22 protein-coding genes are annotated in these 20,949 nt (G+C 64.0%); 8 read left to right on the forward strand and 14 right to left on the reverse strand.

The window, feature by feature from the left end; genetic code table 11:
- Positions 1–146: 146 nt before the first annotated feature.
- On the reverse strand, positions 147–1,100 hold the full coding sequence (locus C2U70_RS11380) for a lytic transglycosylase domain-containing protein (protein WP_140978102.1): 954 nt from the start codon (positions 1,098–1,100) through the stop codon (positions 147–149).
- A gap of 75 nt (positions 1,101–1,175) precedes the next feature.
- On the opposite strand from C2U70_RS11380, the gene C2U70_RS11385 reads away from it, so the two are divergent.
- On the forward strand, positions 1,176–1,823 hold the full coding sequence (locus C2U70_RS11385; protein ID WP_140978103.1) for an HAD family hydrolase: 648 nt from the start codon (positions 1,176–1,178) through the stop codon (positions 1,821–1,823).
- A 1-nt stretch (position 1,824) separates the two neighbouring features.
- Here C2U70_RS11385 and C2U70_RS11390 read toward each other — a convergent pair whose 3' ends face one another.
- Positions 1,825–2,865, reverse strand: a complete 1,041-nt coding sequence (locus C2U70_RS11390) for a phenylacetaldoxime dehydratase family protein (RefSeq protein ID WP_140978104.1) — start codon at positions 2,863–2,865, stop codon at positions 1,825–1,827.
- An 18-nt stretch (positions 2,866–2,883) separates the two neighbouring features.
- A complete protein-coding gene (locus tag C2U70_RS11395) occupies positions 2,884–3,900 on the reverse strand; it encodes a carbon-nitrogen hydrolase family protein (protein ID WP_140978105.1) in 1,017 nt (338 codons plus the stop codon).
- Between the two features lie 183 nt (positions 3,901–4,083).
- Here C2U70_RS11395 and C2U70_RS11400 point away from each other — a divergent pair, with 183 nt between their 5' ends.
- Positions 4,084–5,040: a helix-turn-helix domain-containing protein gene (locus tag C2U70_RS11400; RefSeq protein WP_140978106.1), complete on the forward strand. Its 957-nt coding sequence runs from the start codon at positions 4,084–4,086 to the stop codon at positions 5,038–5,040.
- Here the strand turns inward: C2U70_RS11400 and C2U70_RS11405 are convergent.
- The 5 genes from C2U70_RS11405 to C2U70_RS11425 are packed head-to-tail and all read right to left on the reverse strand — an operon-like array spanning position 5,037 to position 6,946.
- A complete protein-coding gene (locus C2U70_RS11405) occupies positions 5,037–5,477 on the reverse strand; it encodes a DUF1801 domain-containing protein (protein WP_140978107.1) in 441 nt (146 codons plus the stop codon). The genes C2U70_RS11400 and C2U70_RS11405 overlap by 4 nt on opposite strands.
- Before the next feature lie 10 nt (positions 5,478–5,487).
- A complete protein-coding gene (locus C2U70_RS11410; protein WP_140978108.1) occupies positions 5,488–5,931 on the reverse strand; it encodes a DUF1801 domain-containing protein in 444 nt (147 codons plus the stop codon).
- A gap of 24 nt (positions 5,932–5,955) precedes the next feature.
- Positions 5,956–6,144 (reverse strand): hypothetical protein, encoded by a 189-nt coding sequence (locus tag C2U70_RS11415; RefSeq protein ID WP_433960673.1) that lies wholly within the window; start codon positions 6,142–6,144, stop codon positions 5,956–5,958.
- Between the two features lie 56 nt (positions 6,145–6,200).
- Positions 6,201–6,626: an SRPBCC family protein gene (locus tag C2U70_RS11420; protein ID WP_140978110.1), complete on the reverse strand. Its 426-nt coding sequence runs from the start codon at positions 6,624–6,626 to the stop codon at positions 6,201–6,203.
- The gene (locus tag C2U70_RS11425; RefSeq protein WP_140978111.1) at positions 6,623–6,946 is read right to left on the reverse strand and encodes an ArsR/SmtB family transcription factor; all 324 of its coding nucleotides are present in this window, start codon (positions 6,944–6,946) and stop codon (positions 6,623–6,625) included. Before C2U70_RS11425 ends, C2U70_RS11420 begins: the two co-directional genes overlap by 4 nt.
- Before the next feature lie 196 nt (positions 6,947–7,142).
- Here C2U70_RS11425 and C2U70_RS32965 point away from each other — a divergent pair, with 196 nt between their 5' ends.
- The 4 genes from C2U70_RS32965 to C2U70_RS11440 all read left to right on the forward strand — a co-directional run bounded on the left by C2U70_RS32965 (position 7,143) and on the right by C2U70_RS11440 (position 9,820).
- On the forward strand, positions 7,143–7,304 hold the full coding sequence (locus tag C2U70_RS32965; RefSeq protein ID WP_186294194.1) for a hypothetical protein: 162 nt from the start codon (positions 7,143–7,145) through the stop codon (positions 7,302–7,304).
- The gene (locus C2U70_RS11430; protein ID WP_246666732.1) at positions 7,298–7,648 is read left to right on the forward strand and encodes a c-type cytochrome; all 351 of its coding nucleotides are present in this window, start codon (positions 7,298–7,300) and stop codon (positions 7,646–7,648) included. The genes C2U70_RS32965 and C2U70_RS11430 overlap by 7 nt, the downstream gene beginning before the upstream one ends.
- A gap of 99 nt (positions 7,649–7,747) precedes the next feature.
- Positions 7,748–9,169: an MFS transporter gene (locus tag C2U70_RS11435; RefSeq protein WP_140978112.1), complete on the forward strand. Its 1,422-nt coding sequence runs from the start codon at positions 7,748–7,750 to the stop codon at positions 9,167–9,169.
- A gap of 198 nt (positions 9,170–9,367) precedes the next feature.
- The gene (locus C2U70_RS11440) at positions 9,368–9,820 is read left to right on the forward strand and encodes a translation initiation factor 2 (protein WP_140978113.1); all 453 of its coding nucleotides are present in this window, start codon (positions 9,368–9,370) and stop codon (positions 9,818–9,820) included.
- 81 nt (positions 9,821–9,901) lie between these two features.
- Here C2U70_RS11440 and clpA read toward each other — a convergent pair whose 3' ends face one another.
- Together clpA and clpS are read right to left on the reverse strand one after the other, a co-directional pair.
- Entirely contained in the window at positions 9,902–12,316 is a 2,415-nt protein-coding gene (gene clpA / locus C2U70_RS11445) for an ATP-dependent Clp protease ATP-binding subunit ClpA (protein ID WP_140978114.1), read from the reverse strand.
- 279 nt (positions 12,317–12,595) lie between these two features.
- Positions 12,596–12,928 (reverse strand): ATP-dependent Clp protease adapter ClpS, encoded by a 333-nt coding sequence (gene clpS, locus C2U70_RS11450; protein ID WP_186294195.1) that lies wholly within the window; start codon positions 12,926–12,928, stop codon positions 12,596–12,598.
- Between the two features lie 479 nt (positions 12,929–13,407).
- Here clpS and C2U70_RS11455 point away from each other — a divergent pair, with 479 nt between their 5' ends.
- On the forward strand, positions 13,408–15,288 hold the full coding sequence (locus C2U70_RS11455; protein ID WP_140978116.1) for a TadE/TadG family type IV pilus assembly protein: 1,881 nt from the start codon (positions 13,408–13,410) through the stop codon (positions 15,286–15,288).
- Between the two features lie 76 nt (positions 15,289–15,364).
- On the opposite strand, the gene C2U70_RS11460 is transcribed toward C2U70_RS11455, so the two are convergent.
- The gene (locus C2U70_RS11460; RefSeq protein WP_140978122.1) at positions 15,365–15,703 is read right to left on the reverse strand and encodes a phasin family protein; all 339 of its coding nucleotides are present in this window, start codon (positions 15,701–15,703) and stop codon (positions 15,365–15,367) included.
- A gap of 390 nt (positions 15,704–16,093) precedes the next feature.
- On the opposite strand from C2U70_RS11460, the gene C2U70_RS11465 reads away from it, so the two are divergent.
- The gene (locus tag C2U70_RS11465; protein ID WP_140978117.1) at positions 16,094–17,899 is read left to right on the forward strand and encodes a D-alanyl-D-alanine carboxypeptidase; all 1,806 of its coding nucleotides are present in this window, start codon (positions 16,094–16,096) and stop codon (positions 17,897–17,899) included.
- A gap of 221 nt (positions 17,900–18,120) precedes the next feature.
- On the opposite strand, the gene C2U70_RS11470 is transcribed toward C2U70_RS11465, so the two are convergent.
- The 3 genes from C2U70_RS11470 to C2U70_RS11480 form a co-directional block, all read right to left on the reverse strand.
- On the reverse strand, positions 18,121–18,849 hold the full coding sequence (locus tag C2U70_RS11470; RefSeq protein WP_140978118.1) for a DnaJ domain-containing protein: 729 nt from the start codon (positions 18,847–18,849) through the stop codon (positions 18,121–18,123).
- Positions 18,850–18,905: 56 nt separating this feature from the next.
- Positions 18,906–19,661: a VWA domain-containing protein gene (locus tag C2U70_RS11475; RefSeq protein WP_140978119.1), complete on the reverse strand. Its 756-nt coding sequence runs from the start codon at positions 19,659–19,661 to the stop codon at positions 18,906–18,908.
- A 126-nt stretch (positions 19,662–19,787) separates the two neighbouring features.
- Positions 19,788–20,648 carry an alpha/beta fold hydrolase gene (locus C2U70_RS11480; protein ID WP_140978120.1) on the reverse strand — a complete coding sequence of 287 codons (861 nt, stop codon included), beginning with the start codon at positions 20,646–20,648 and terminating at the stop codon, positions 19,788–19,790.
- Between the last annotated feature and the right edge of the window lie 301 nt (positions 20,649–20,949).

A 20,949-nucleotide genomic window follows, 5' to 3' on the forward strand; every position in this document is an offset into this window, starting at 1 on the left:
GCCCGGAATCCATTGGGCCGCAGCGTTTGCCGAACGATGGATTCCGGGCTCGCGCATTCAAGTCGGCTATTGCCGACTTGGACACCAAATAAGACGAACTCGGGTAAACCCGAGTTCGTGGGCGCGCCCCGGAATGACGACGGTGGTTACCCGCTCACACCCCGGTTCTTCAGAACAAAGCACGCCCCGCCCGCCTTGCGAATTCGGCCGCAGAGGTCGTCGGCCTCGCCCCGCGTGTCGGCGCCGATGCGCACCTGGTAGAAGGCGCGCGTGCCGCGGCTGCGCATCACTGAACTGAGCAGGCTCGGATCACGGTCGCCGATGATATCGCTGAGACGCTTGATGGCGCGAGAGTACATCGTGAGCGCCTTGTTGCGGTCGAAACCGGCAGCGAGCTGCACACCCCAGAGCTTTGCAGCGGCAAGCTGCACATGCTGCTCGAGCTCGGCGATGAAGGGATTGGGCGCGCGCTTGAGGAGCGCCATCAGATCGCGACAACTCGTCGGCGGCGCACCCGGCGGGGCCTTGCCGCCCTTCCCCGTCGCGGCCCAATCCTCGACCGTCGAGCCGGTAATGGCGACGACGTAGTTCCGCGTCTCCTGCGGTATCCCGCCGGTGCCCGCGAGCCAGTCCTGCACCCGCCGTGGCCCGGCGTTATACGCGGCCGCCGCAAGGCCGAGATTGCCGAACAGGTTGCGCAGCTCATCCAGAAACTCGGCCGATTTGGGCAGCGCCTGCACGGGATTGAAGGGGTCGAGCAGCCCGCGCTCGCTGGCGGTACCAGGCATGAACTGCGCGATGCCCTGCGCGCGCTGGCCGCTGCGGGTGACCGGGCCGATCGCGTCGGTCTGAAAGCGACTCTCCTGCCAGATCACGCGGGCAAAGAACTCGAGCGGCAGGTTCGAGGCTTTTGCAGCGGCCTCGATCATCAGGCAGATCGACTCACGGGTGTCGGTCTCGCGCGCCGTGTCCGGTGGCGTCGCCAGCTCCTCGACGCTCGGGCGCGCGCCGCGGGTCGGCTGCTCCTGGGCCAGCGCGCACGCAGGCACGGTGAGCGCCGCGAGGCACCAGACCAGCCTTATCCTAGATATCCCTGACATCACATAAATCGGCCTTGAAACCGGGCAGCAAGGCAACTAGCAACGACCGGGATAATCAACGCGAGCCGGGGCCGGATGCATACAATCTATTTTGATCTCGACGGCACGCTGACCGATCCAAAACCCGGGATCACCCGCTCGATCCAATATGCCCTCGAGAAACTCGACCAGCCCGTCCCGACCGAGGACGAGCTGACTTGGTGCATCGGCCCGCCGCTCCATGCCAGCCTGAAGCGGCTGACGGGAACCGACGAGCTCGCCGACCGCGCGCTGCTGCTCTACCGCGAGCGCTTTGGCGATGTCGGCCTGTTCGAGAACGAGGCCTATGGCGGGATTGAGGACACATTAGCGGCGCTGGCGGCGACAAGTCCGCGCATGTTCGTCGCCACCAGCAAGCCCCGGGTTTTTGCCGAGCGCATCATCGACCATTTCGGCTTGCGCCGCCATTTCGCGCGCGTGTTCGGCTCCGAGCTCGACGGCACCCGCGTCGACAAGGGCGATTTGCTGGCTTACGCGCTCGCTGAAGAAAAGGTGGACCCGCGCTCTGCCGTCATGATCGGCGACCGCAGCCATGACGTGGTCGGTGCGCGCAAGAACGGCATGACCGCGATCGGTGTGCTCTATGGTTACGGCAGTGAGGCCGAGCTCAGGGATGCCGGCGCGCATCACATCTGCGCCGCGCATCCTGAGTTGCTCGACCGCTACGCCGCGCTGGTGGCGTAAGTCAGGCGCTCGCCATCTCGACCGCCGTCAACATGCCCGTCTTCGGATGGCAGTTGAGATATTCGAAGAACTGCTCATCGCTAGCTGCCACCGTGACTTCGTGATAGAGCCGCAGCTTTGCTGACGGCCCGAGCGTCGAGAGATACTTCATCGCGGCGCCAAAAATCTTGACGTGGGTCGGATGCGATTCCGCCCAGCGCTCGAGAGCGGCAAGGCTTTTCCACCAGCTCTGGCCGTAGGACTTTTCGGTCGGCCGGCCATCGGCGCCGAGCACCTGCATGTAGCGGTTGGCGTAGCAGCCGATGCCGACGCCATCGTCGCGCAGAAAGTCCATGCCTTCGCGCAGCACTGGCTCGACGTCCTCCAGATAGAGCTTTCGTTCGGACGCTTCCGTATCGCTCCAGTCCTGGCCCGAGCGGATCAGGCAGAGATTGTCATTGGCCTTCACCCGCAGCCGCGCCCCGTCACGCACCAGCTCCGCCTTGCCGGCAGGAGCCATCTCGTTGGTTTGCGACAGCGGAATGCGGTCCCGCATGCCGCCCCAATAGGCGTGCTCCTGCACGTCGCCGCTCATGCCATCCGCAATCACGGCAACGCCTTCGGGCCGGCCGAGCGAGGAGAACAGCGTCTCGTGGCGCTCGACCGAGGGGCGCAGCACCTCGATGAAGGTGCCGATGCCCTCGCCTGCCTTGCCGGTCCAGTCCTCACGCGCTGGGCCGAACCATGCATCGAAGCGCGCGACATCGTCCCAGTAGGCAACCGACACGACGTTCGCATAGCCGGCGTGGTCGATATATTGCGCGCGGTCCCAATGCGAGGGACCGTTTGCCGCCGCGAACCGCGTCGCAATCCGCGTCAGCGCGTCAGTGGCCGCCGTTGGCGTCGCACCGCGGTACTGCACGCCGAAATAGGCCATCACGACGCGGCTGACGGCGGGCTTGTAGCGCGCCACGAAGGACGGATATGGCGGCTGGTAGTCATCAGGCACGCGCTTGTGGCGCGAGCGCTTCGTCTCCAGATGCGGAGGGATCGCGGATTCCATGATCGTGTCCTCCGCGCTTCAGCTAGCCGCCGCTGCGATATCAGTGAGTTCGAGCGCCTCGGCCGGTGGCGAGAACTGCTCGACGCGCTTGTACGGTTTCTTGTTGAGCAGGAGCCGCGTCACGTCGGGCCGCGAATAATGCCCGGCGGGATCGGCCGCGTTCTTGGCGACACCAATGGCGCCGAGATCGATCTCCGCGATCAACAGGCCTTCCTGGTCGGGTGCGAGTTTGTCGCCGATCTGGCTGCCGTCAGGACCATAGATCGCGGCAAAACCGCCGCCGACGTGCAACAGGGCGTGCTTGTCCGGCCGGTCGCAGAGCTCATCGATCATGGCCTGCGAAACCGTTGCGCAAGGCGCCAGCACGAAGCAGGAGCCTTCGACTGCATAGACGCGCGAGGCCGCGTTGTTCACCTCGGCACCGAGCGCCACCGCAAAGGGATCGTAGAGCGAAAAGCTCGGCCAAGCCGCGACATGCACCTGTTCGTTCTGCGCGTACATCGCGTATTTCGACAGCGGCTGCAGATGCTCCCAGCAGCAGAGCGCACCGAGCCGCCCGATGTCGGGACGGTTGTGGACCGCAAGGTCGCTGCCGTCGCCCTCGCCGTACACCGTGCGCTCGGCGTGAGTCGGCCGCAGTTTGCGGCGCTTGGCAATGGTCTCGCCATCGGGCCCGATCAGCCATTGCGCCAGATAGAGACTGCCGCCATCGCGCTCGGACAGTCCGATCACGGCGGTGAGTTTTGCCTTGCGAACCGCCGCGCGCAGCCGTTCGGCCTGCGGGCTGTCATAGGCGAGCGAATTGTCAAAATAGCGCTGCACAAAGCCGCGGCCGATCGCCCAGGCCGGCGAATCCATCCAGATGTGCCAAGGGTAACCCGGAATGAAAGCCTCGGGAAAGGCGATCAGCTTGGCGCCTTTCTGGGCAGCCTCCTCGATCAGCGCGATCGACTTGTCGATCGACGCGTCGAGGTCGAGCCAGGCAGGAGCTGCCTGCACCACGGCCACCTTGTACTTCGGATGTTCGATGCCCATTCCCGCCTCCATTGAATTCTGACCACGTCCGATGCAGTCTATTGGGCCAAGCGGGACGGTTCGGCTCGACCGCCGCGGAACAAAAAGTCGACTGAGACCGAGGGACGAGGCGGTACGGAAATTGCCTCGCGCGACCAGGATCAGCGCAAGACAGTTCGCGGGATGTGTCAGGGAGGCTCACGCATGCCAGTCCAGTTCACCACAGACGGCAGCCCCGGCTATCGCCGGCTGTCGCTCTGGCAGGACATCGTCTGCGACGTGTTCGTCGGGCTCGACTGCAAGTCCGACCTCGGCAGCGCCTTTCACGGCACGGTAACGCAGGCCTCGCTCGGCCGCGCCGTCTGCTCCGATGTCAGTTCCGACCGCCAGCACGTCTACCGCACGCCGTCGCGCATCGCGCGCTCGGATCAGGACTACGTGCTCGTTGCGCTCGGCAATCGCGGCATCGGCGGCGTCGTGCAGGACGGCCGCGAAACCGTGATCCATCCCGGCGAATTCGCGCTCTACGACACCACGCGCCCCTATGAGCTGAAGTTCGAGGATTCCTTCACGCAAACGATCTTCAAGGTGCCGCGCGACATGCTGCAACGCCGGCTCGGCGGCACCGAAGCCATGACCGCGATCACCTTCGGGCCGGAGACGCCACTGCAGCGGATCGCCTATGATTTCGTCTATCGCGTCTGCCAGAGCGCGGACCAGATCGAAGCGAGCCATGCGGTGGCGCTGTCCGAACAGGCGGTCGACCTCGTCGCGATGGCGCTGAGCGACCGGCTCGGCAAGATCTCGCTGCCGTCATCGACCCATCGCTCCGCCCTGCTCTACCGGTTGAAGGCGCATATTCGCGCGCGCCTGTCCGATCCGGAGCTCTCGCTGGCGGATACGGCGGCGGCACTCGGCATCTCGGCGCGCTATGTCAACGATCTCCTCGCCGACGAGCACATCTCATTCCAGCGCTACGTGCTCGCCGAGCGCCTCGCGCAGTGCAAGCGCGACCTCGCCTCGCCCGTGCTCGCGCACCGCCATGTGGGCGAGATCGCCTTTGCCTGGGGTTTTAACGACCTCTCGCATTTCGGCCGCGTTTTCCGCGAGCATTTTGGCCTGTCGCCGCGCGACTTCCGGCAGAGCCAGTTGCCGCATTAGGCGTTCTTTTTCTTCGCGCGCGACGACACGTTGAGCGCCACCGCGCCCTTGATCAGCGCCTTCAGCGCTTTCTCGTTGACCTTGTCGCCCTCGTGGATGTCGATGGCACGCCGCGTGTTGCCCTCGAGGCTGGAGTTGAAGAGACCGGACGGGTCGTCCAGCGAGGCGCCCTTGGCAAAGGTCATCTTGACGACGGCCTTGTAGGTCTCGCCGGTGCAGATGATGCCGTCATGCTCCCAGACCGGGACGCCGCGCCACTTCCACTCCTCGACGACATCGGGATCGGCCTCCTTGATGATGCCGCGAATCCGCGCCAGCATCTCGCCGCGCCAATCGCCGAGCTCCTTGATCCGCGCGTCGATGTGTTTGGAGGGAGTAGCTTCTCCCGTTGTTTCCTTCGCGGTGCTTTTCTTCACTCTTGTCATCGCTTTCTTCACTTCGTTCCGCTCACATTCGTTCGCCGGGCAATCGGCTGGCTTGCGTTACCCAGGCGACGAACTGAGCTTCGTCGAACTGGTCATCCTCATGGATATCGAGATAGCGCGTGTCCTTGCTCCTGGACTCGCCAGGCGGGACGGGACGCAGCGACGTGCCACGGAAGAATGCCACTTTGACGTACTTCGTGAAGCAGTGAAAGCTGAGGAACCAGCCTTCGTCAGCGATGCCATAGAAGGGCGAATTCCATTTCACGGCCTTGCGCACGCCGGGAACGGTGCGCACGATCAGCGCGTCGAGACTGCGCCCGACGTCGCGTTTCCAGCCGGGCATGGCCGCGATGTAGGCCTGCACCGCAGCATCGCCATCGGCTTTCGCGATCTGAGGATTGCCGCCTGCGAGAAGGATCGGCTTTGTCCGCTTCGCCGGCCTGTTTGGCGCCTTGCCTGCTGCCACATTTCACTCCGTTCTGCCGGGGCGCTACTCGGCGCGCCATCTGACGGCATAGGGCCGCGCGAACAGATAGAGCCCCGTCAGCATCAGGAGGATCAGCGGGAACAGCGCAAGAAGTCCGATCCAGACGGCCTGCTCCTGCCTGACCATGGCGATCACATTGCCGATCACGGCCATCGTGAAGGCAATCGACAGCCAGCGATGAATCTGGCGCATCCACTTGTTCAAGAACCCCTCCCTTGAGACGAAAACGATCGACGACGCCGCGCGCATCACTCTGCTCGCGCCAGGACCTGATCCAGCTTTTCGAAAAACTGTTTCCAGCCGGCATGCGCGCCGCCAAAAGCCTGCTTCTGGTCGGGACGGAAACCAACCTGCTCCATGCGCAGATGCGTCCCGTTTGCCGTCGGCGTCAGCGTGAACGTCACGACGCTGCGCAAGTCGAATGCCGCGTCCTCGTGCGAGAAATTCCAGGTGTAGGACAGCGTCTTCTGCGGCTCGATGGTCAGCACCTCGCAATCAAGCACGCCGCCCCACTCGCCGCGCAGGTTGAAGCGATGCCCCACCTGCGGCTTGAAGTCGTTCTTCATCAGCCACTCCTCGATCAGATGCGGCTGCGTCAGCGCACGCCAGAGCTTTTCCGGCGGATGCGCGATCTCGCGCTCGACGACGACGGCGCGGGTTTCGGTCTTGTTCATTGGTCCATCCTCTTGAGCAGATCTTCGAGATCGTCGAACCGCCGCTCCCAGAACCCGGCCATCTGGCGGGTCCAGTCGATCAGCGGGCCGAGCGCCCCGAGTTGGGCGCTGTAATGGGTCTGGCGGCCTTCATGACGGTCGCGCACGAGGCCCGCCTGCTTGAGAACGCCAAGGTGCTTTGAGACGGCCGGCTGCGAGATCCCCGCGCGCGCGGTGAGCGCCCCGACCGTCTGCTCGCCGTCGCGACAGAGACGCTCGAAGATGGCCCGCCGCGTCGGATCGGCCAGCGTCCTGAACAATACGTCGTGGGTGGTCGGCATCCCCAAATCCATAACCCGTAAGTTATGGATCGACGTATAACCATCGAGGAATAGGTCCGTCAAGCCGAAACCAGCAAGGCTTCGAGATCCGAAACGGCATATCCCACCGGTTATGGATCGCGAGCGCTCCTCCGGTTGACGTGCATCAAGCCCGCTTGGTTCCGGCGATGGCACCCTGCCGCCCTCGAGGATGCCAATGCGCCGATTTGCCATGAAAGCCCTGTTCACGGCCCTCTCCCTCAACCGGGCCGAGCGGAAGCGGATCGATTGGGATCGCAACATCATCATCTATTCGACCGCGGTGACGGCCGGGCTGATCGCGCTCTACGTCTTCGGCAAGGCGACCGCGCGATGGTGAAGGGAACGATCATGCGCCTCGTCGTGCTCGCCAGCGCCGTCGTATCGTTGAGCAGCACGAGCCATGCGCTCGATGCCGAGCAGCAGCACGGCCAGGCGATGTTGCAGACGATGTGCGCGCGCTGCCACGCCGTGGGCGCGAAGGGCGACAGCCCGAACAGATCGTCGCCACCGTTCCGGACCCTGGGCGAGGACAAGCTCTACGACCCCGATTTCCTGCAGAGGCTGCAGGACGGCTACAGCAGCATCCACCGCTTCATGCCGACCTTCCGCTTCAACCGCGAGGACGCCGAGGCGGTCGTGAACTATCTCAAGGCGATCCAGCAGCCTCGGAAGCCGAAATAGACCCTCGCCGCCCCCGCGCCATGGCGGCCGAACCAAGTTGCGAAGCAGCCGTTATCGTTCGACATTGCGCACCTATCCGCGAGTCGAGCGCCGTTCACGATGTCGACGAATACGATCGAACATGCCGATGGCCTGCCGCTGCCGCAGCGGCAATGGGCCATCCTCACCATCGCGCTCGGCATCACCATGTCGGTGGTCGACGGTGCGATCGCCAACGTGGCGCTGCCGACCATCGCAGCCGATCTGAATGCGAGCCCCGCCTTCTCGATCTGGATCGTCAACGGCTACCAGCTTGCCATCACCATCTCGCTGCTGCCGCTGGCTTCGATGGGCGAGATCGTCGGCTATCGCCGCGTCTATCTCGCCGGCCTGCTGCTCTTCACCCTCGCCTCGGCCTTTTGTGCGCTCTCGCACACGCTGCTGGAGTTGACGCTGGCGCGCATCCTCCAGGGCTTTGGCGCCGCCGGCATCATGAGCGTCAATACCGCGCTGGTGCGATTCACCTATCCGCACGCCCTGCTCGGACGCGGCATCGGCCGCAATGCGCTGGTCGTCGCAGTGTCGGCCGCGATCGGGCCGACGCTGGCTTCCGCAATCCTTTCGGTTGCGAACTGGCCTTTTCTGTTCGCGATCAATGTTCCGCTCGGAATCGCGGCGCTGGCCCTTGGTTGGAATTGCCTGCCGCACACGCGTCTGGCGGAGCACCCGTTCGACTGGCAAAGCGCTGGCTTGAGCGCCATCACCTTCGGCGTCGGCATTTTTGCGATCGACAGTGTCGGGCATGGCGAGCCGCTGCTGATTTGCTTGATCGAGTTCAGCGTCGCGGTCGCGGCCGGCGCACTGCTGATCTATCGCGAGACGCATATCGCCGTGCCGCTGCTGCCGATCGACCTGCTGCGGATTCCGATCTTCGGCCTGTCGATCGCAACCTCGATCGCCTCGTTCTGCGCGCAGATGCTGGCCTTCGTCGCGATCCCCTTCTTCCTGCAACACCGCTTTGGCTACTCGGCCGTCGAGATGGGCCTGCTGATCACGCCCTGGCCGATCGCGGTGGCCTTTGCGGCGCCGCTCGCCGGACGGCTGGTCGAGCATTATCCGGCCGGCCTTTTGGGCGGCATCGGCCTGCTGTTGTTCGCGGGCGGGCTGGCCTCGCTCGCCATGCTGCCGGCCAGTCCGGCCCACGCCGACGTGGTCTGGCGGATGGCGCTCGCCGGGCTCGGCTTCGGCCTGTTCCAGACCCCGAACAACCGTACCATGATCGCGGCTGCACCCCGCGAACGCTCCGGCGGTGCCAGCGGCATGCTGGGCACGGCGCGCCTCCTGGGGCAGACCACTGGCGCCGCACTGGTCGCGCTCCTGCTCGGCCGCTACGCCATCGATGGCACCAGGATCGCGCTACTCACGGCCGTCGGCTTTGCCGTTTGCGGTGCCATGTTGAGCATGCTGAGGCTCTCCTCCGCCGGCGCCCGTGGTGCAGAACATGTGCGCATCCACGACGGCCAGCGCATGAAGGGCGACTAGAGTCCCGTTCCGATGAAATCGGAACGGGACTCTAATTCTTGCTTTGACGCGTTTTCCCGCCGCGAACCGGTATCCACTTCGCTTGAAAACGCTATGCAGCACACAACCCTGGCGTGGCTTAACTATTGAGCGTCACGCTCCCTTGCCTTCGCGCACCGGTTGCGCTTGATTGCACCCGGGCTGGGGAGATTTTGTTTCATGCGTATTGTGGGAATTTTGGCGCTCGGCGTCATGCTGAGCGGCTGCGCATCTGTCACGCGCGGAACGACTGAGAACATCAGCATTTCATCGACACCTTCAGGCGTTGCAGCCGAGATCAGTGGTCTCGAGGCGCCGACCACCTGCATGACGGCATGCTCCATCGTCGCCAAGCGCAACGCCGACATTTCCATCACCTTCCAGAAGGAAGGTTTTGAATCGCAGACGGTGCAGCTCACCAAGGAAGTCCCCGTCACGGGCGCTGCCGGCTTCGCCGGAAATATCGTTGCCGGCGGCCTCGTCGGCATGGGCGTCGATGCCGTGACCGGTGCTGCAACCGATCACAAGCCGAATCCCGTCATCGTAACCATGCAGCCCCTGGCGCCGGTCCACCGGCCGCCGCCGGCTGCGAAGAAGCCGCGGCCGCCGCGCGCGCCCGAGACCGGAACCTGACGCACAGCGTCAGCGTTCCACGCAAGCCAACAAGAAAAGGCCGGCGTTTCAGCCGGCCTTTTCTCATTCTGTGGTGCCTGATCAGACCTTGACCAGCGGCCCCTTGGACGTCGGCCCCTTGGAACCGCCACCGGGACCGCCCGGCTTGGACTTGCCGGAGGGCGGCCGCTTGCGGGCGCCGGGCAGCTTTTCCTGCTTCGGCGTGACCGGTCCCTCGACGTATTCGAAGCCGATCTTGTCCTTGCTCTCGTCGGCCTCGTCCTTGACCAGGACGACGCGGACGTGGCCGCCACCCTTGAGCTTGCCGAACAGCACCTCGTCGGCCAGCGGCTTCTTGATGTGCTCCTGGATCACGCGGGCCATCGGGCGCGCACCCATCTGCTCGTCATAGCCGTGCTGGATCAGCCAGGCCTTGGCCTCGTCGGAGAGCTCGATGGTGACGTCACGGTCGCCGAGCTGCGCCTCGAGCTGCAGCACGAACTTCTCCACCACCATGCCGATGACGTCGGCATTGAGATGCGCGAAGGAGACGATGGCGTCGAGACGGTTGCGGAATTCCGGCGCGAACTGCCGGTTGATCGCCTCGTGGTCGTCGCCTTCCCGCTTCTGGCGGGTGAAGCCGAAGGCCTGCCGCGCGAGATCGGCAGCGCCGGCATTCGTGGTCATGATCAGGATCACGTTGCGGAAATTGACCTGCTTGCCGTTGTGGTCGGTGAGCCGGCCGTGGTCCATGATCTGGAGCAGCACGTTGTAGAGATCGGGATGCGCCTTCTCGATTTCGTCGAGCAGCACCACGCAATGCGGATGCTGGTCGACGCCGTCGGTCAAGAGGCCGCCCTGGTCGAAGCCGACATAGCCGGGAGGCGCGCCGATCAGCCGCGACACGGTGTGCCGCTCCATGTATTCGGACATATCGAAGCGCAGGAGCTCGACGCCGAGCGAGGCGGCCAATTGCTTGGCGACCTCGGTCTTGCCGACACCGGTCGGACCCGAGAACAAATAGCAGCCGATCGGCTTCTCCGGTTCGCGCAAGCCGGCGCGTGCCAGCTTGATCGAGGCCGACAGCGATTCGATCGCCTTGTCCTGGCCGAACACCACGCGCTTCAGGGTCTGCTCGAGATGCTTGAGCACCTCGGCGTCATCCTTCGACACGCTCTTCGGCGGGATCCGCGCCATCGTCGCGATCGTGGTCTCGATCTCCTTGATGCCGATGGTCTTCTTGCGCTTGTTCTCGGCGACCAGCATCTGCGCCGCGCCCGACTCGTCGATCACGTCGATCGCCTTGTCCGGCAGCTTGCGGTCGTGGATGTAGCGCGAGGAGAGCTGGACCGCGGCCTCGATCGCCTCATTGGTGTATTTCAGCCGATGGTAGTCCTCGAAATACGGCTTGAGGCCCTTGAGGATCGCAATCGCGTCCTCGACGGTCGGCTCGTTGATGTCGATCTTCTGGAAGCGCCGCACCAGCGCGCGGTCCTTCTCGAAGTGCTGGCGATATTCCTTGTAGGTCGTCGAACCCATGCAGCGGATGGTGCCCGAGGCGAGCGCTGGCTTCAGCAGGTTCGAGGCGTCCATCGCGCCGCCCGACGTCGCACCCGCTCCGATCACGGTGTGGATCTCGTCGATGAACAGGATGGCGTTGGGATGCGCCTCCAACTCCTTCAGCACTTGCTTGAGGCGCTCCTCGAAATCGCCACGGTAGCGCGTGCCGGCGAGCAGCGTGCCCATGTCCAGCGAGAACACCGTGGCAGCCGCCAGCACCTCCGGCACCTCGCTGTCGACGATGCGCTTGGCGAGGCCCTCCGCAATGGCGGTCTTGCCGACGCCGGCTTCACCGACGAACAGCGGGTTGTTCTTCTGCCGGCGGCACAGCACCTGGATCGCGCGGTTGATCTCGGAGTTGCGTCCGATCACCGGATCGATCTTGCCGTCGCGCGCCTTCTTGTTGAGGTTGACGCAATAGGTATCGAGCGCCTCGCCCTTCTTCTTGGCGTCGTCATTGCCCTTGGTCTCGGTCTCCTCGTCGACGCCGCGCACGGGCCGCGCCTCGGAGACGCCCGGCCGCTTGGCGATGCCGTGGCTGATGTAGTTGACCGCATCATAACGCGTCATGTCCTGCTCCTGCAGGAAGTACGCGGCGTGGCTCTCGCGCTCGGCGAAGATCGCGATCAGCACGTTGGCGCCGGTCACCTCTTCGCGACCGGAGGATTGCACGTGGATCACCGCGCGCTGGATGACGCGCTGGAAGCCGGCGGTCGGCTTGGCGTCGTCTGCGCCGTCGGTCACCAGGTTTTCGAATTCGGTTTCGAGATAGTTCACCAGACTGGTGCGCAACTTGTCGAGGTCGACACTGCAGGCGCGCATGACGGCGGCCGCATCGGAGTCATCGATCAGCGACAAGAGAAGGTGTTCGAGCGTCGCGTATTGGTGATGACGCTCGTTAGCGATCGCCAGCGCACGATGCAGGGATTGTTCAAGGCTTTGGGAAAAAGTCGGCATTCGCGTCCTCTATGGCCCCCACCATCATGATCGCCATCACCCGGTCAGGCAACAACAACCTTCGACAAATATAGTTATACAAAACCGCGGCGAAAGACCGGTTCCGCGACTCAGAGCTTACGCGCCTACGGTATTTTCAATGCAAAACCCGTTCCGATTTGGGCAGGTATGAGCGCCGGCGATCAAAACCCCGTAGTTCGCCGGCCACGATGGGCACGCCACGTCAAAACCACGCAGGATGTCGGAAACCGCACGCGGCAAGCGGCCGCCCGGCACGGGTTACTTCTTTTCCATCACACACTGCAGGGGGTGCTGGTGCTTGCGCGCAAAATCCATCACCTGTGTGACCTTCGTCTCGGCAATCTCGTAAGTGAACACGCCGCACTCCCCGATACCGTGATGGTGGACATGCAGCATGATCTTGGTCGCGGCCTCGACGTCCTTCTGGAAGAATTTTTCCAGGACATGAACGACGAACTCCATCGGCGTGTAGTCGTCGTTGAGGATCAGCACCCGGTACAGATTGGGCCGCTTCGTCTTGGGCTTCACCTTGGTGATGACCGACGTGGTCGGGCCCGTGGTGTTACCCGGACGATTCTCGTCGTTGCTCATGCGGGGAGCGTCACAGACGGCGGCTGACGCGGAAGGATCGAGGCTGAAAGTTAGTTGCGACATGGCTCAGGCGTCTAAAATCCCCACGGAAGCAGATAGCGGCTTGGCGCGCGGCCCCTGCCGGGTCCCGCGCGACGCGCCGTCTTGCGGATCGCCGCTCCCGGCCGTTCCGGGCCGGGCCCGGTCAGCCCTGCGAATATGGGCTCGACCCCGGCCCGCCGCAAGCGCGCGCCGGTTCGTCCGATGCGGCCGCGTCCGTACGATTCCCGGGCCAAGCGATCCGGTTGGAGGTTAGTCAATTCCGGCCATTTTGACAAAAAATTAGATGCGGCCGTTCAGCGCTTGGTTACCAGGAACCCGGCGTTAACGGAGTTGCGGCGGTTTCGCACGGCATACCCCCGGTTTTGCACGGAGCAATTTACCCAGTCTTCAAGGCTCCGCCTCCAAATCAGGCAAAACCACGAATTCCGGGGATCGTCATGTTTCGCCTGCCTGTCATTGATCGAATTGGCCGGCCGTTCGCCCGCTTCGTCAAGGCCGATCAGGGCAACATTGCCGTCATCTTCGCGATCGTCCTGGTGCCGATCCTGAGCTTCATGGGCGCGGCGGTCGACTATAGCCGCGCGGTTCGCGCGCGCTCGTCGATGCAGGCCGCCCTCGACTCCACCGTCCTGATGCTGTCGAAGGACCTGACCGCGGGGACGATCTCGACCTCCGAGATCAACGCCAAGGCGACGGCCTATTTCACGGGCCTCTTTACCGACACCGAGGCGCAGGGCGTCTCGGTCACGCCAATCTATACGGCTGCGAGCGGCAGCACGCCGGCGACCATCGTGCTGAACGGTTCGGGCAACATCAAGTCCGACTTCATGCAGATCGCGGGCTTCCCGACCCTCAATTTCAACGCGACGTCGACGACCACCTGGGGCAACGTCAAGATGCGCGTTGCGCTGGCGCTCGACAACACCGGCTCGATGGCGTCGGACGGCAAGATCACCGCGCTGCGCAACGCCGTGGCAGGAACCGGCGGCCTGATCGACCAGCTCAGCGCGCTCAGCAAGACCAATGGCGACGTCTACATCTCCGTCATTCCCTTTGCGAAGGTCGTCAATCTCGGTGCGAGCAACTACACACAAAGCTATCTCGACTGGACCGACTGGCTGAATCCGCCGACGACGCAGCCGGACAATGGCAGCTATCAGGCGTCGCTCCCGATCAACTGGCACGCCTACGGTCCCGGCGCGAAGTGCCCGTTCTCGAACAGCAGTGGCGGCTTCTACTGCACGACGGGCCCCACCAGCACGTCCAGCACCTCGACGATTCCCTCGAGCGGCAGCTATTCGGGCTACATCTGCCCGAGCGTGGATGCGAACTCGCATGCGCTCTACAACGGTTGCTGGACCAGCGAAGCCGCCGGCACCGGCGTGTTCTGCTCGGGATCCGGGAGTTGCGCCTGCCCGAAGGACGCCTGGAACAATGCGATCTCGGGATGCAGTTGCTCGGGCAGCGGCAGCAGCAAATCGTGCACCGGCAATCTCTACGTCCACAACTGGACCCAGCCCGGACCGAACGACACGACACACAACACCAGCCAGCCCCGCGTCAGCGCGGTCGTCGGCTGGACCAACAACAAATATACCTCGACCAACACGACGCCGACCGTTCTCAACGACTACCGCCTGGCGTCGACCAATCCGATCAGCAACTGGACCGGCTGCGTCGCCGACCGCACCCAGCCCAATGATGCGACCGGCGTGCTGCCGACGTCATCCGACGTCACGACGCTGTTCCCCGCCAACGAGTACTTCGAAAACAGCACGGCCTATTGCAGCAGCAGTGCATCCACCACGCTCGGCGCGGTCCTTCCGCTGAGCTACGACTGGACCACGCTCAAGAGCACCGTCAACGCGATGCAGCCGACGGGCGGCACCAACCAGGCGGTTGGTCTGGCCTGGGCCTGGCAATCGCTGCTGGTCGGCGGCCCGCTCAATACGCCGGCCGAGGACGCCAACGTGACCTACAACCGGGTCATCATTCTGCTGTCCGACGGCTTGAATACCGAGGACCGCTGGCCCGAATACGGCAATGGCAGCTCGCAGGCCTCGGGCAATCCGATCGACGCCCGGCAGGCGCTGATGTGCAGCAATTTGAAAGCGGCCAAGGATTCCAAGGGCCAGAACATGTACACGATCTACACGATCCAGGTGAACACCGGCTCGCCCGCCGATCCGACGTCAACCGTGCTGCAGAACTGCGCGAGCAGCTCCGACAAGTTCTTCATGCTCACGAGCTCGAGCCAGATCGTGACGACGTTCAACACGATCGGCACGGCGCTGAGCAAGCTGCGGCTCGCACGCTAACCCGAAGGCAAACACCCAACGAAAAAGCCCGGCTGAAACCAGCCGGGCTTTTTGATTCCAGGACTTGTCGAAAGGCTTACTGCGCGGTGGGGTTGAACTTCGCCACGATGGTCTCGACCGGCTTGAACGCGGTCTTGGCGAGGTCGCTGTAGAGGCCGGCGATCTTCTGCGACTCGGCAACGAAGGTCTCGTAGCTGGAGCGGGCGAATTCGGTCTGCGCTTCCACAGCCTTGTCCAGCGACTTCACGCCGGAAAGCTTCTCAACGAAAGACTTGGTGTCCTCGAACGACTTCTTGGTGAAGTCGCCATAGGCGCTGGCGATCGCCTGCAGGCCATGCTGCACCGAGGTCGCGGAGGCAACGACCTGCTCGAAATGCTCTTTGCCGTAGTTCTGGAAGTCTTCAACCTTGAACATCATGGAATCCCTTTTCCCTGGCTATCGTCGGGAAGCCCGGCTCCCTGACGTCCGCTTACACATAGTGCAGCGCACAATATTTGTCAAGAATCTTGTGCGACGCACAAGAAAAGGCGCAACTTGCGGTGATTCCCGGGGATTTATGCAAGGGTTCTTTAAGCTTTTGGAAACCCGCTCCCCCTACCTTGATTCCTTGGACGTGTTCAGCTTCCGACAAGCGGCCAAAAGCCGTTTGAGAACATCACCTTAGCCAGAACAGCGGCTTGGGCCCTCACAGCCTCGCACAAGCGTCCGCGAAGCGATGGTCCAGGCAGGTAGTGATACCGGGCCAGAAGGGCACAATTTCGCCTCACGGACCGGTGATCAAGTCAGAAACGGGGACGGGGTTTCATGCTTCGTAAAAACTTGTCTTCCTCGCGCTGGGCGCGGGTTGGGGTTTTCGGGCTTCTTACGGTCACCACAGCAGTCATCTTCACGACGGAAGCTGCCGAGGCACGGCGCTATCGTCATCGCCATTACGCGCACCATCGCGTGCAGCGCGATGTGTCCGACGTTTCCAGCTCGAAATTCGCGTCGATCATCGTCGACGGCAATTCCGGCGCCACGCTGCAGGCGACGAGCCCCGATGCGATCCGTCATCCGGCTTCGCTGACCAAGATCATGACGCTCTATCTGCTGTTCGAGCGCCTGGAAGCCGGCAAGATGAAGCTCGACACCGAGATGCCCGTCTCGAAGCACGCGGCCGAGCAGGACCCGACCAAGCTGAACCTGCGTGTCGGTCAGACCATCCGCGTCGAGGATGCGATCAAGGGTCTCGTCACCCGCTCCGCCAATGACGCGGCCGTGGTGATCGCCGAAGCGATCGCCGGCGACGAGGACGACTTCGCCGCGATGATGACGCGCAAGGCGCGCGCGCTCGGCATGTCGAAGACGGTTTACCGCAACGCCAACGGCCTTCCCAACGACGAGCAGGTCACCACCGCGCGTGACCAGGCCACGCTCGGCCGCGCGATCCAGGACCGTTTCCCGCGCTACTATCGCTATTTCGCGACAGCCACGTTCAATTGGCGCGGGCAGTCGATCCGCAACCACAATCACCTGCTCGGCAATGTCGAGGGCGTGGACGGCATCAAGACCGGCTACACCCGCGCGTCCGGCTTCAATCTCGTGAGCTCGATCCGCCGCGGCAACCGCCATCTGGTCGGCGTCGTGCTCGGCGGCCGCAGCGGCGGCTCGCGCGACGCGATCATGCGCAATCTGCTGGCCGAGAACCTCGACAAGGCCGCGACGTCCCGCACCGTTGCCGCGATCAGCGAACGCAACGCATCCGAGGCGCCGGTCGAAGTCGCTGACGCGTCCGCATCGCAAGCGCCTGAGCCGGCCGCGCCGCGCGCTGCTCCCGCCTCCCGTATGTCGGCGCTGGCCGCCGCCACCGCCGCGATGCCCCCGGCCCAGCCCAAGCCCGAGCCGAAAGCAATCGAGGCCAGGGTGGAGCCCGCTCCGCTCACAAATGGCGTGATCGCGAGCCAGCCGCTGTCGATCATTCCCGGCTCGTCCGAGCCGATGAAGCCGGTCAAGGTGAAGACGGTTCAGGTCAAGGCCGGCGCCGTCAAGGTCGCCTCCGCCACGCCCGCGCCGCCGATCACCAGCACGATCTCCGCCGCCCGCGCCGAAGTCGCAGAGACCTCGGGCGCGGTCGTCGCCCGCGCCGACGTTGCGAGATCTGAAATCAGTAAGTCCGAGATCAGCAAGACCGAGACCGTAAGGCCGGAAGTCGCCCGTGCCGAGCTGCCGCAGCAGCCGACCGGACACGGCACCGGACACGGCATTTTGGGCGTCCTGCCGGCAGCAACCGCCGCGGCACCCGCGCCCGCCCCGCGCCTTGCCTCGGCCGATCCGGCCCCGCAGCCGATCCAGATGAGCGCGACGACCAAGCCGGTCGTCACCCACAGCGGCTGGATCGTTCAGGTTGGCGCGCTCGAGAGCGAGGGCGAGGCCCAGCAGCGCATCGAGGCCGCACGCAGCTCGGCCCGCGGCCTGCTCAGCAAGGCCGATCCGTTCACCGAGCCGGTCGTTGCCAGGGACAATCGCAAGCTGTTCCGGGCCCGCTTCGCAGGGCTCGAGCGTGACCAGGCGGAAGCCGTCTGCCGCACCCTGAAGCGCGCCGACATCTCCTGCATCACGGTCCGCAACTAAAGCTTTTTCCCGATCGAACCGATCCCGATGCCCGCCTCGTGCGGGCATCGTCGTTTTCGCACCCGCCGATCGGCGTTAAAAACCTCTCGTCAAGAATTTACGGTTAAAACTTTCCCTAAGGGATCGACCACGCCGACAATTGGCGGGCGCTTCGGGGCGACGGCAGACGGACGAACAGGGGATCACGCGGGCACAAAAGTGTTTGTAGCGTGGTGCCGGAGTTAGCCGTTATGCGTGCGAAGCAGAGTATCCTTGGCCTCGTTTACCCGGGCAGCGAGATACGTCGAGCCCCCCTGGTCGGGATGCAGTTTCTTCATCAGGGACTTGTGGGCCCGGCTGATGTCGTCACGGCCCGCCCCCGGCTGCAGGCCAAGGATCTGATAGGCCTCCTCCGCCGTCATTTTGCTGCTCGGCGGCGCGCGGCGCTGCCCCCCTGCCGCATTGCCCTGCGCGTTCTGACGCCAAGCGGGAAACCGGCGGTCCAGATAGCTTTCAAGTAAGGCCACGCTCTCGGCGTCGAACGCAGGGCACATCGCCACGAGCTCGGCGAGATCGAACTCGTCGAGCATCCGGCCCGCGTTGGGACCGGCGACGATCTGACCGGCGAGCCGGCCGGAATCGTGGTCGAGCTGCATGTCGATGAACTGCGAGCGGACCCGCGAGGTCTGTCCGGGCGCCCGCGATGCGCCACCGCCGAACAGCCCTCCGATATTGCCAAAGCCCGTAGTGTTGAACGGCGACCAGCCGAGCAGGCCCGCGCCAAAAATGCCGAGCGGGATCGCGACCGCGAGCTCGCCCTTCAACCCGGTGAAGGCGGCAACCGCCAGCGCCACCACGCCGCCGACGATCTTGATCGTGCGCGCCAGCACCGCCGGATTGGCGGAACGGAACATCTGGAGCAGCAGATAAAGCGTGACAACGGCGACAGCGCCAGCGATCAGGGTCGGCATGGCCTGAATATAGTCCCGCCTGTCGCAAAAAGCATGCGGCCGACGTCAGGTCCGCACTACTTCATCTGTCCGATCAACAGGGCGGCACCGCTCGCCGTCTTAGCCAGCTTGAGCAGCGCCTCGCGGCCGCCGGCGGCATAGGCCGCGGCCGCGCGCAAGAGTTCGCGCAGCTGCGCTGCGGCACCGGGATCGAACCGGCACCAGGCACCGCCGGTCAGCCTTGCGATCTCGCGAAACGCCTGCTCGGCCACGGCATCGTGGCCCTCCTGAAACATGAAGACCGGGACCTTGAGCATGCCGAGCTCGCCGGCCCGGGCGCAGAGCTCGTCGACCTTCTCCTCCATGGCGTCGCCGACAAAGACGACGGCGCGCACGCCCGAAGTCGCCGCCTCGCGCCGCGCTTCGCTCAGCACCTTGCCGATCTGGGTGTTACCGCCGCGGCAATCGATCTTGCTCATCAGGCCGGCAAGCTTGCTGCTGTCGGAGATCCAGGACGAAGCGCGGCATTCGTTGAAGCCGCGATAATAGACCAGCCTGATATCGAGGCTGCCGAGGGAAGCCGCCTCGCGGAACATGTCGGCCTGCAGCGCGCAGGCCATGTCCCAGGTCGGCTGCCGGCTCATGGTCGCATCGAGCGCAAAAATCATCCGGCCCTTCGCGCCGGGCGCATGCGGCGACATCGCGCGCGCCCTGGCGACAAAGGCCGCGATGTCGTCCGCGGTCGAGGTCTTGGCCTGCGGCAGCGTGCCGGATGCCTCGCCTTGCACCGAAGCGGCGTCGCCGCTGCGCGGTCTGGTCGGTTCGTTCGCCATCCCTGCCCGTCGCCTGATCAGCCACTAATGTGGATACCACGTCCCGCACGGTCAATGCACAAAGCCTCCGCAGGCGGAGCCGGCGGAGGCTTTGGACTTAGATTATGACTATGTCAGCGCCTCAGGTCAGCCCTTGGCGCCTCCCATCAGCGCAACCGGACCGGGCTCCAAAATCTTCGGCGTGTTCTTCAGCGTATCCACCGGCGCCACGTCGCTATCGGTGTCGCTCAGGAACTTGTCGAGCATCGTCTGGATCGAAGACTTTGCGTCGTCTGGACCGGTGTCGCGCATGTCGTTGTGCTGGAAGTCGGTCTTCACGACCGTGATGCCCGCCTTCTCGCACTCCTCACCGTCAGGGATCACGCCGGCATCGGTCTTGAACTGCGGATCGTTGGAGCGGAACGAAAGAATCTTGAACTTGCCGGCGGTCATGAAGGGCACGCGGAGATTATCCAGCGTCACGACCTTCTTGATCTCGTCCGGATACTGCTTTGCGAAATACATCGAGATGTCGCCGCCCATGGAGTGGCCGACCATGGTCACGCGCGCATAGTCGGCGTTGGGCTGAATCTTCTTCATCTCGGCGATGGCGAGGTGGATGTTGGCGACGCCGCGCAAAAGCTGCGGCAGGCGGCCGACATAGATTTCGCCGGGCTTGGTCACCATCGGAGGATCGGTCGGCAAATCATGCTGCGGGCTCATCACGAGATAGCCGCGCATGGCGAACACGGTGGAAAGAAAACCGTACTCGGTGTTCTTGACGGTGTTGCCGTGATTGAGGACGGCGACCGGCAGCGTGATCAGCCCGGCATCGGCCTGGAATTCGCGGTCGCGGCGGATCGCGATGTGCACGGGCACCGGACGGTTGTCGCGCGACGCGTCGTAGAAGGTGATGGTCTCGTGCTTGATGGCCCACTTGTTCGCGGTGAAATAGGCGATGCCCGCGAGAGCGGTGACCGAAACCAGAACGGCAATTCCACGCTTCATGATCGTCCTCAGCCTCAGGCTCTTCTGGCCTGAAATCCCAGTTAAATCGCGTTGCTTGGAGGCTCTTGGGCCTCTTGTCGGTTATTCCCTAATATATGTCACAGCGACGTGACAGGAAGGCCAAATATTGTGAACCGGCAGCCCTTTCATTGTGCGTCGCACACGTTTGTTGGGCAGCCCATTCCGAACGAGCTATTTGAGGCTGCATTACACCTTCGGACGCAACCACTCCAACTCCGGTTCAACACCGAAGGCCTGCGGCATAAAATCGCGAGCGGGCCGCCGGGTTCCCTTGGGAACC

Origin of the sequence: Bradyrhizobium guangdongense (assembly GCF_006483445.1) — a bacterium.
GTDB classification, from domain to species: Bacteria; Pseudomonadota; Alphaproteobacteria; order Rhizobiales; family Xanthobacteraceae; genus Bradyrhizobium; species Bradyrhizobium guangdongense_A.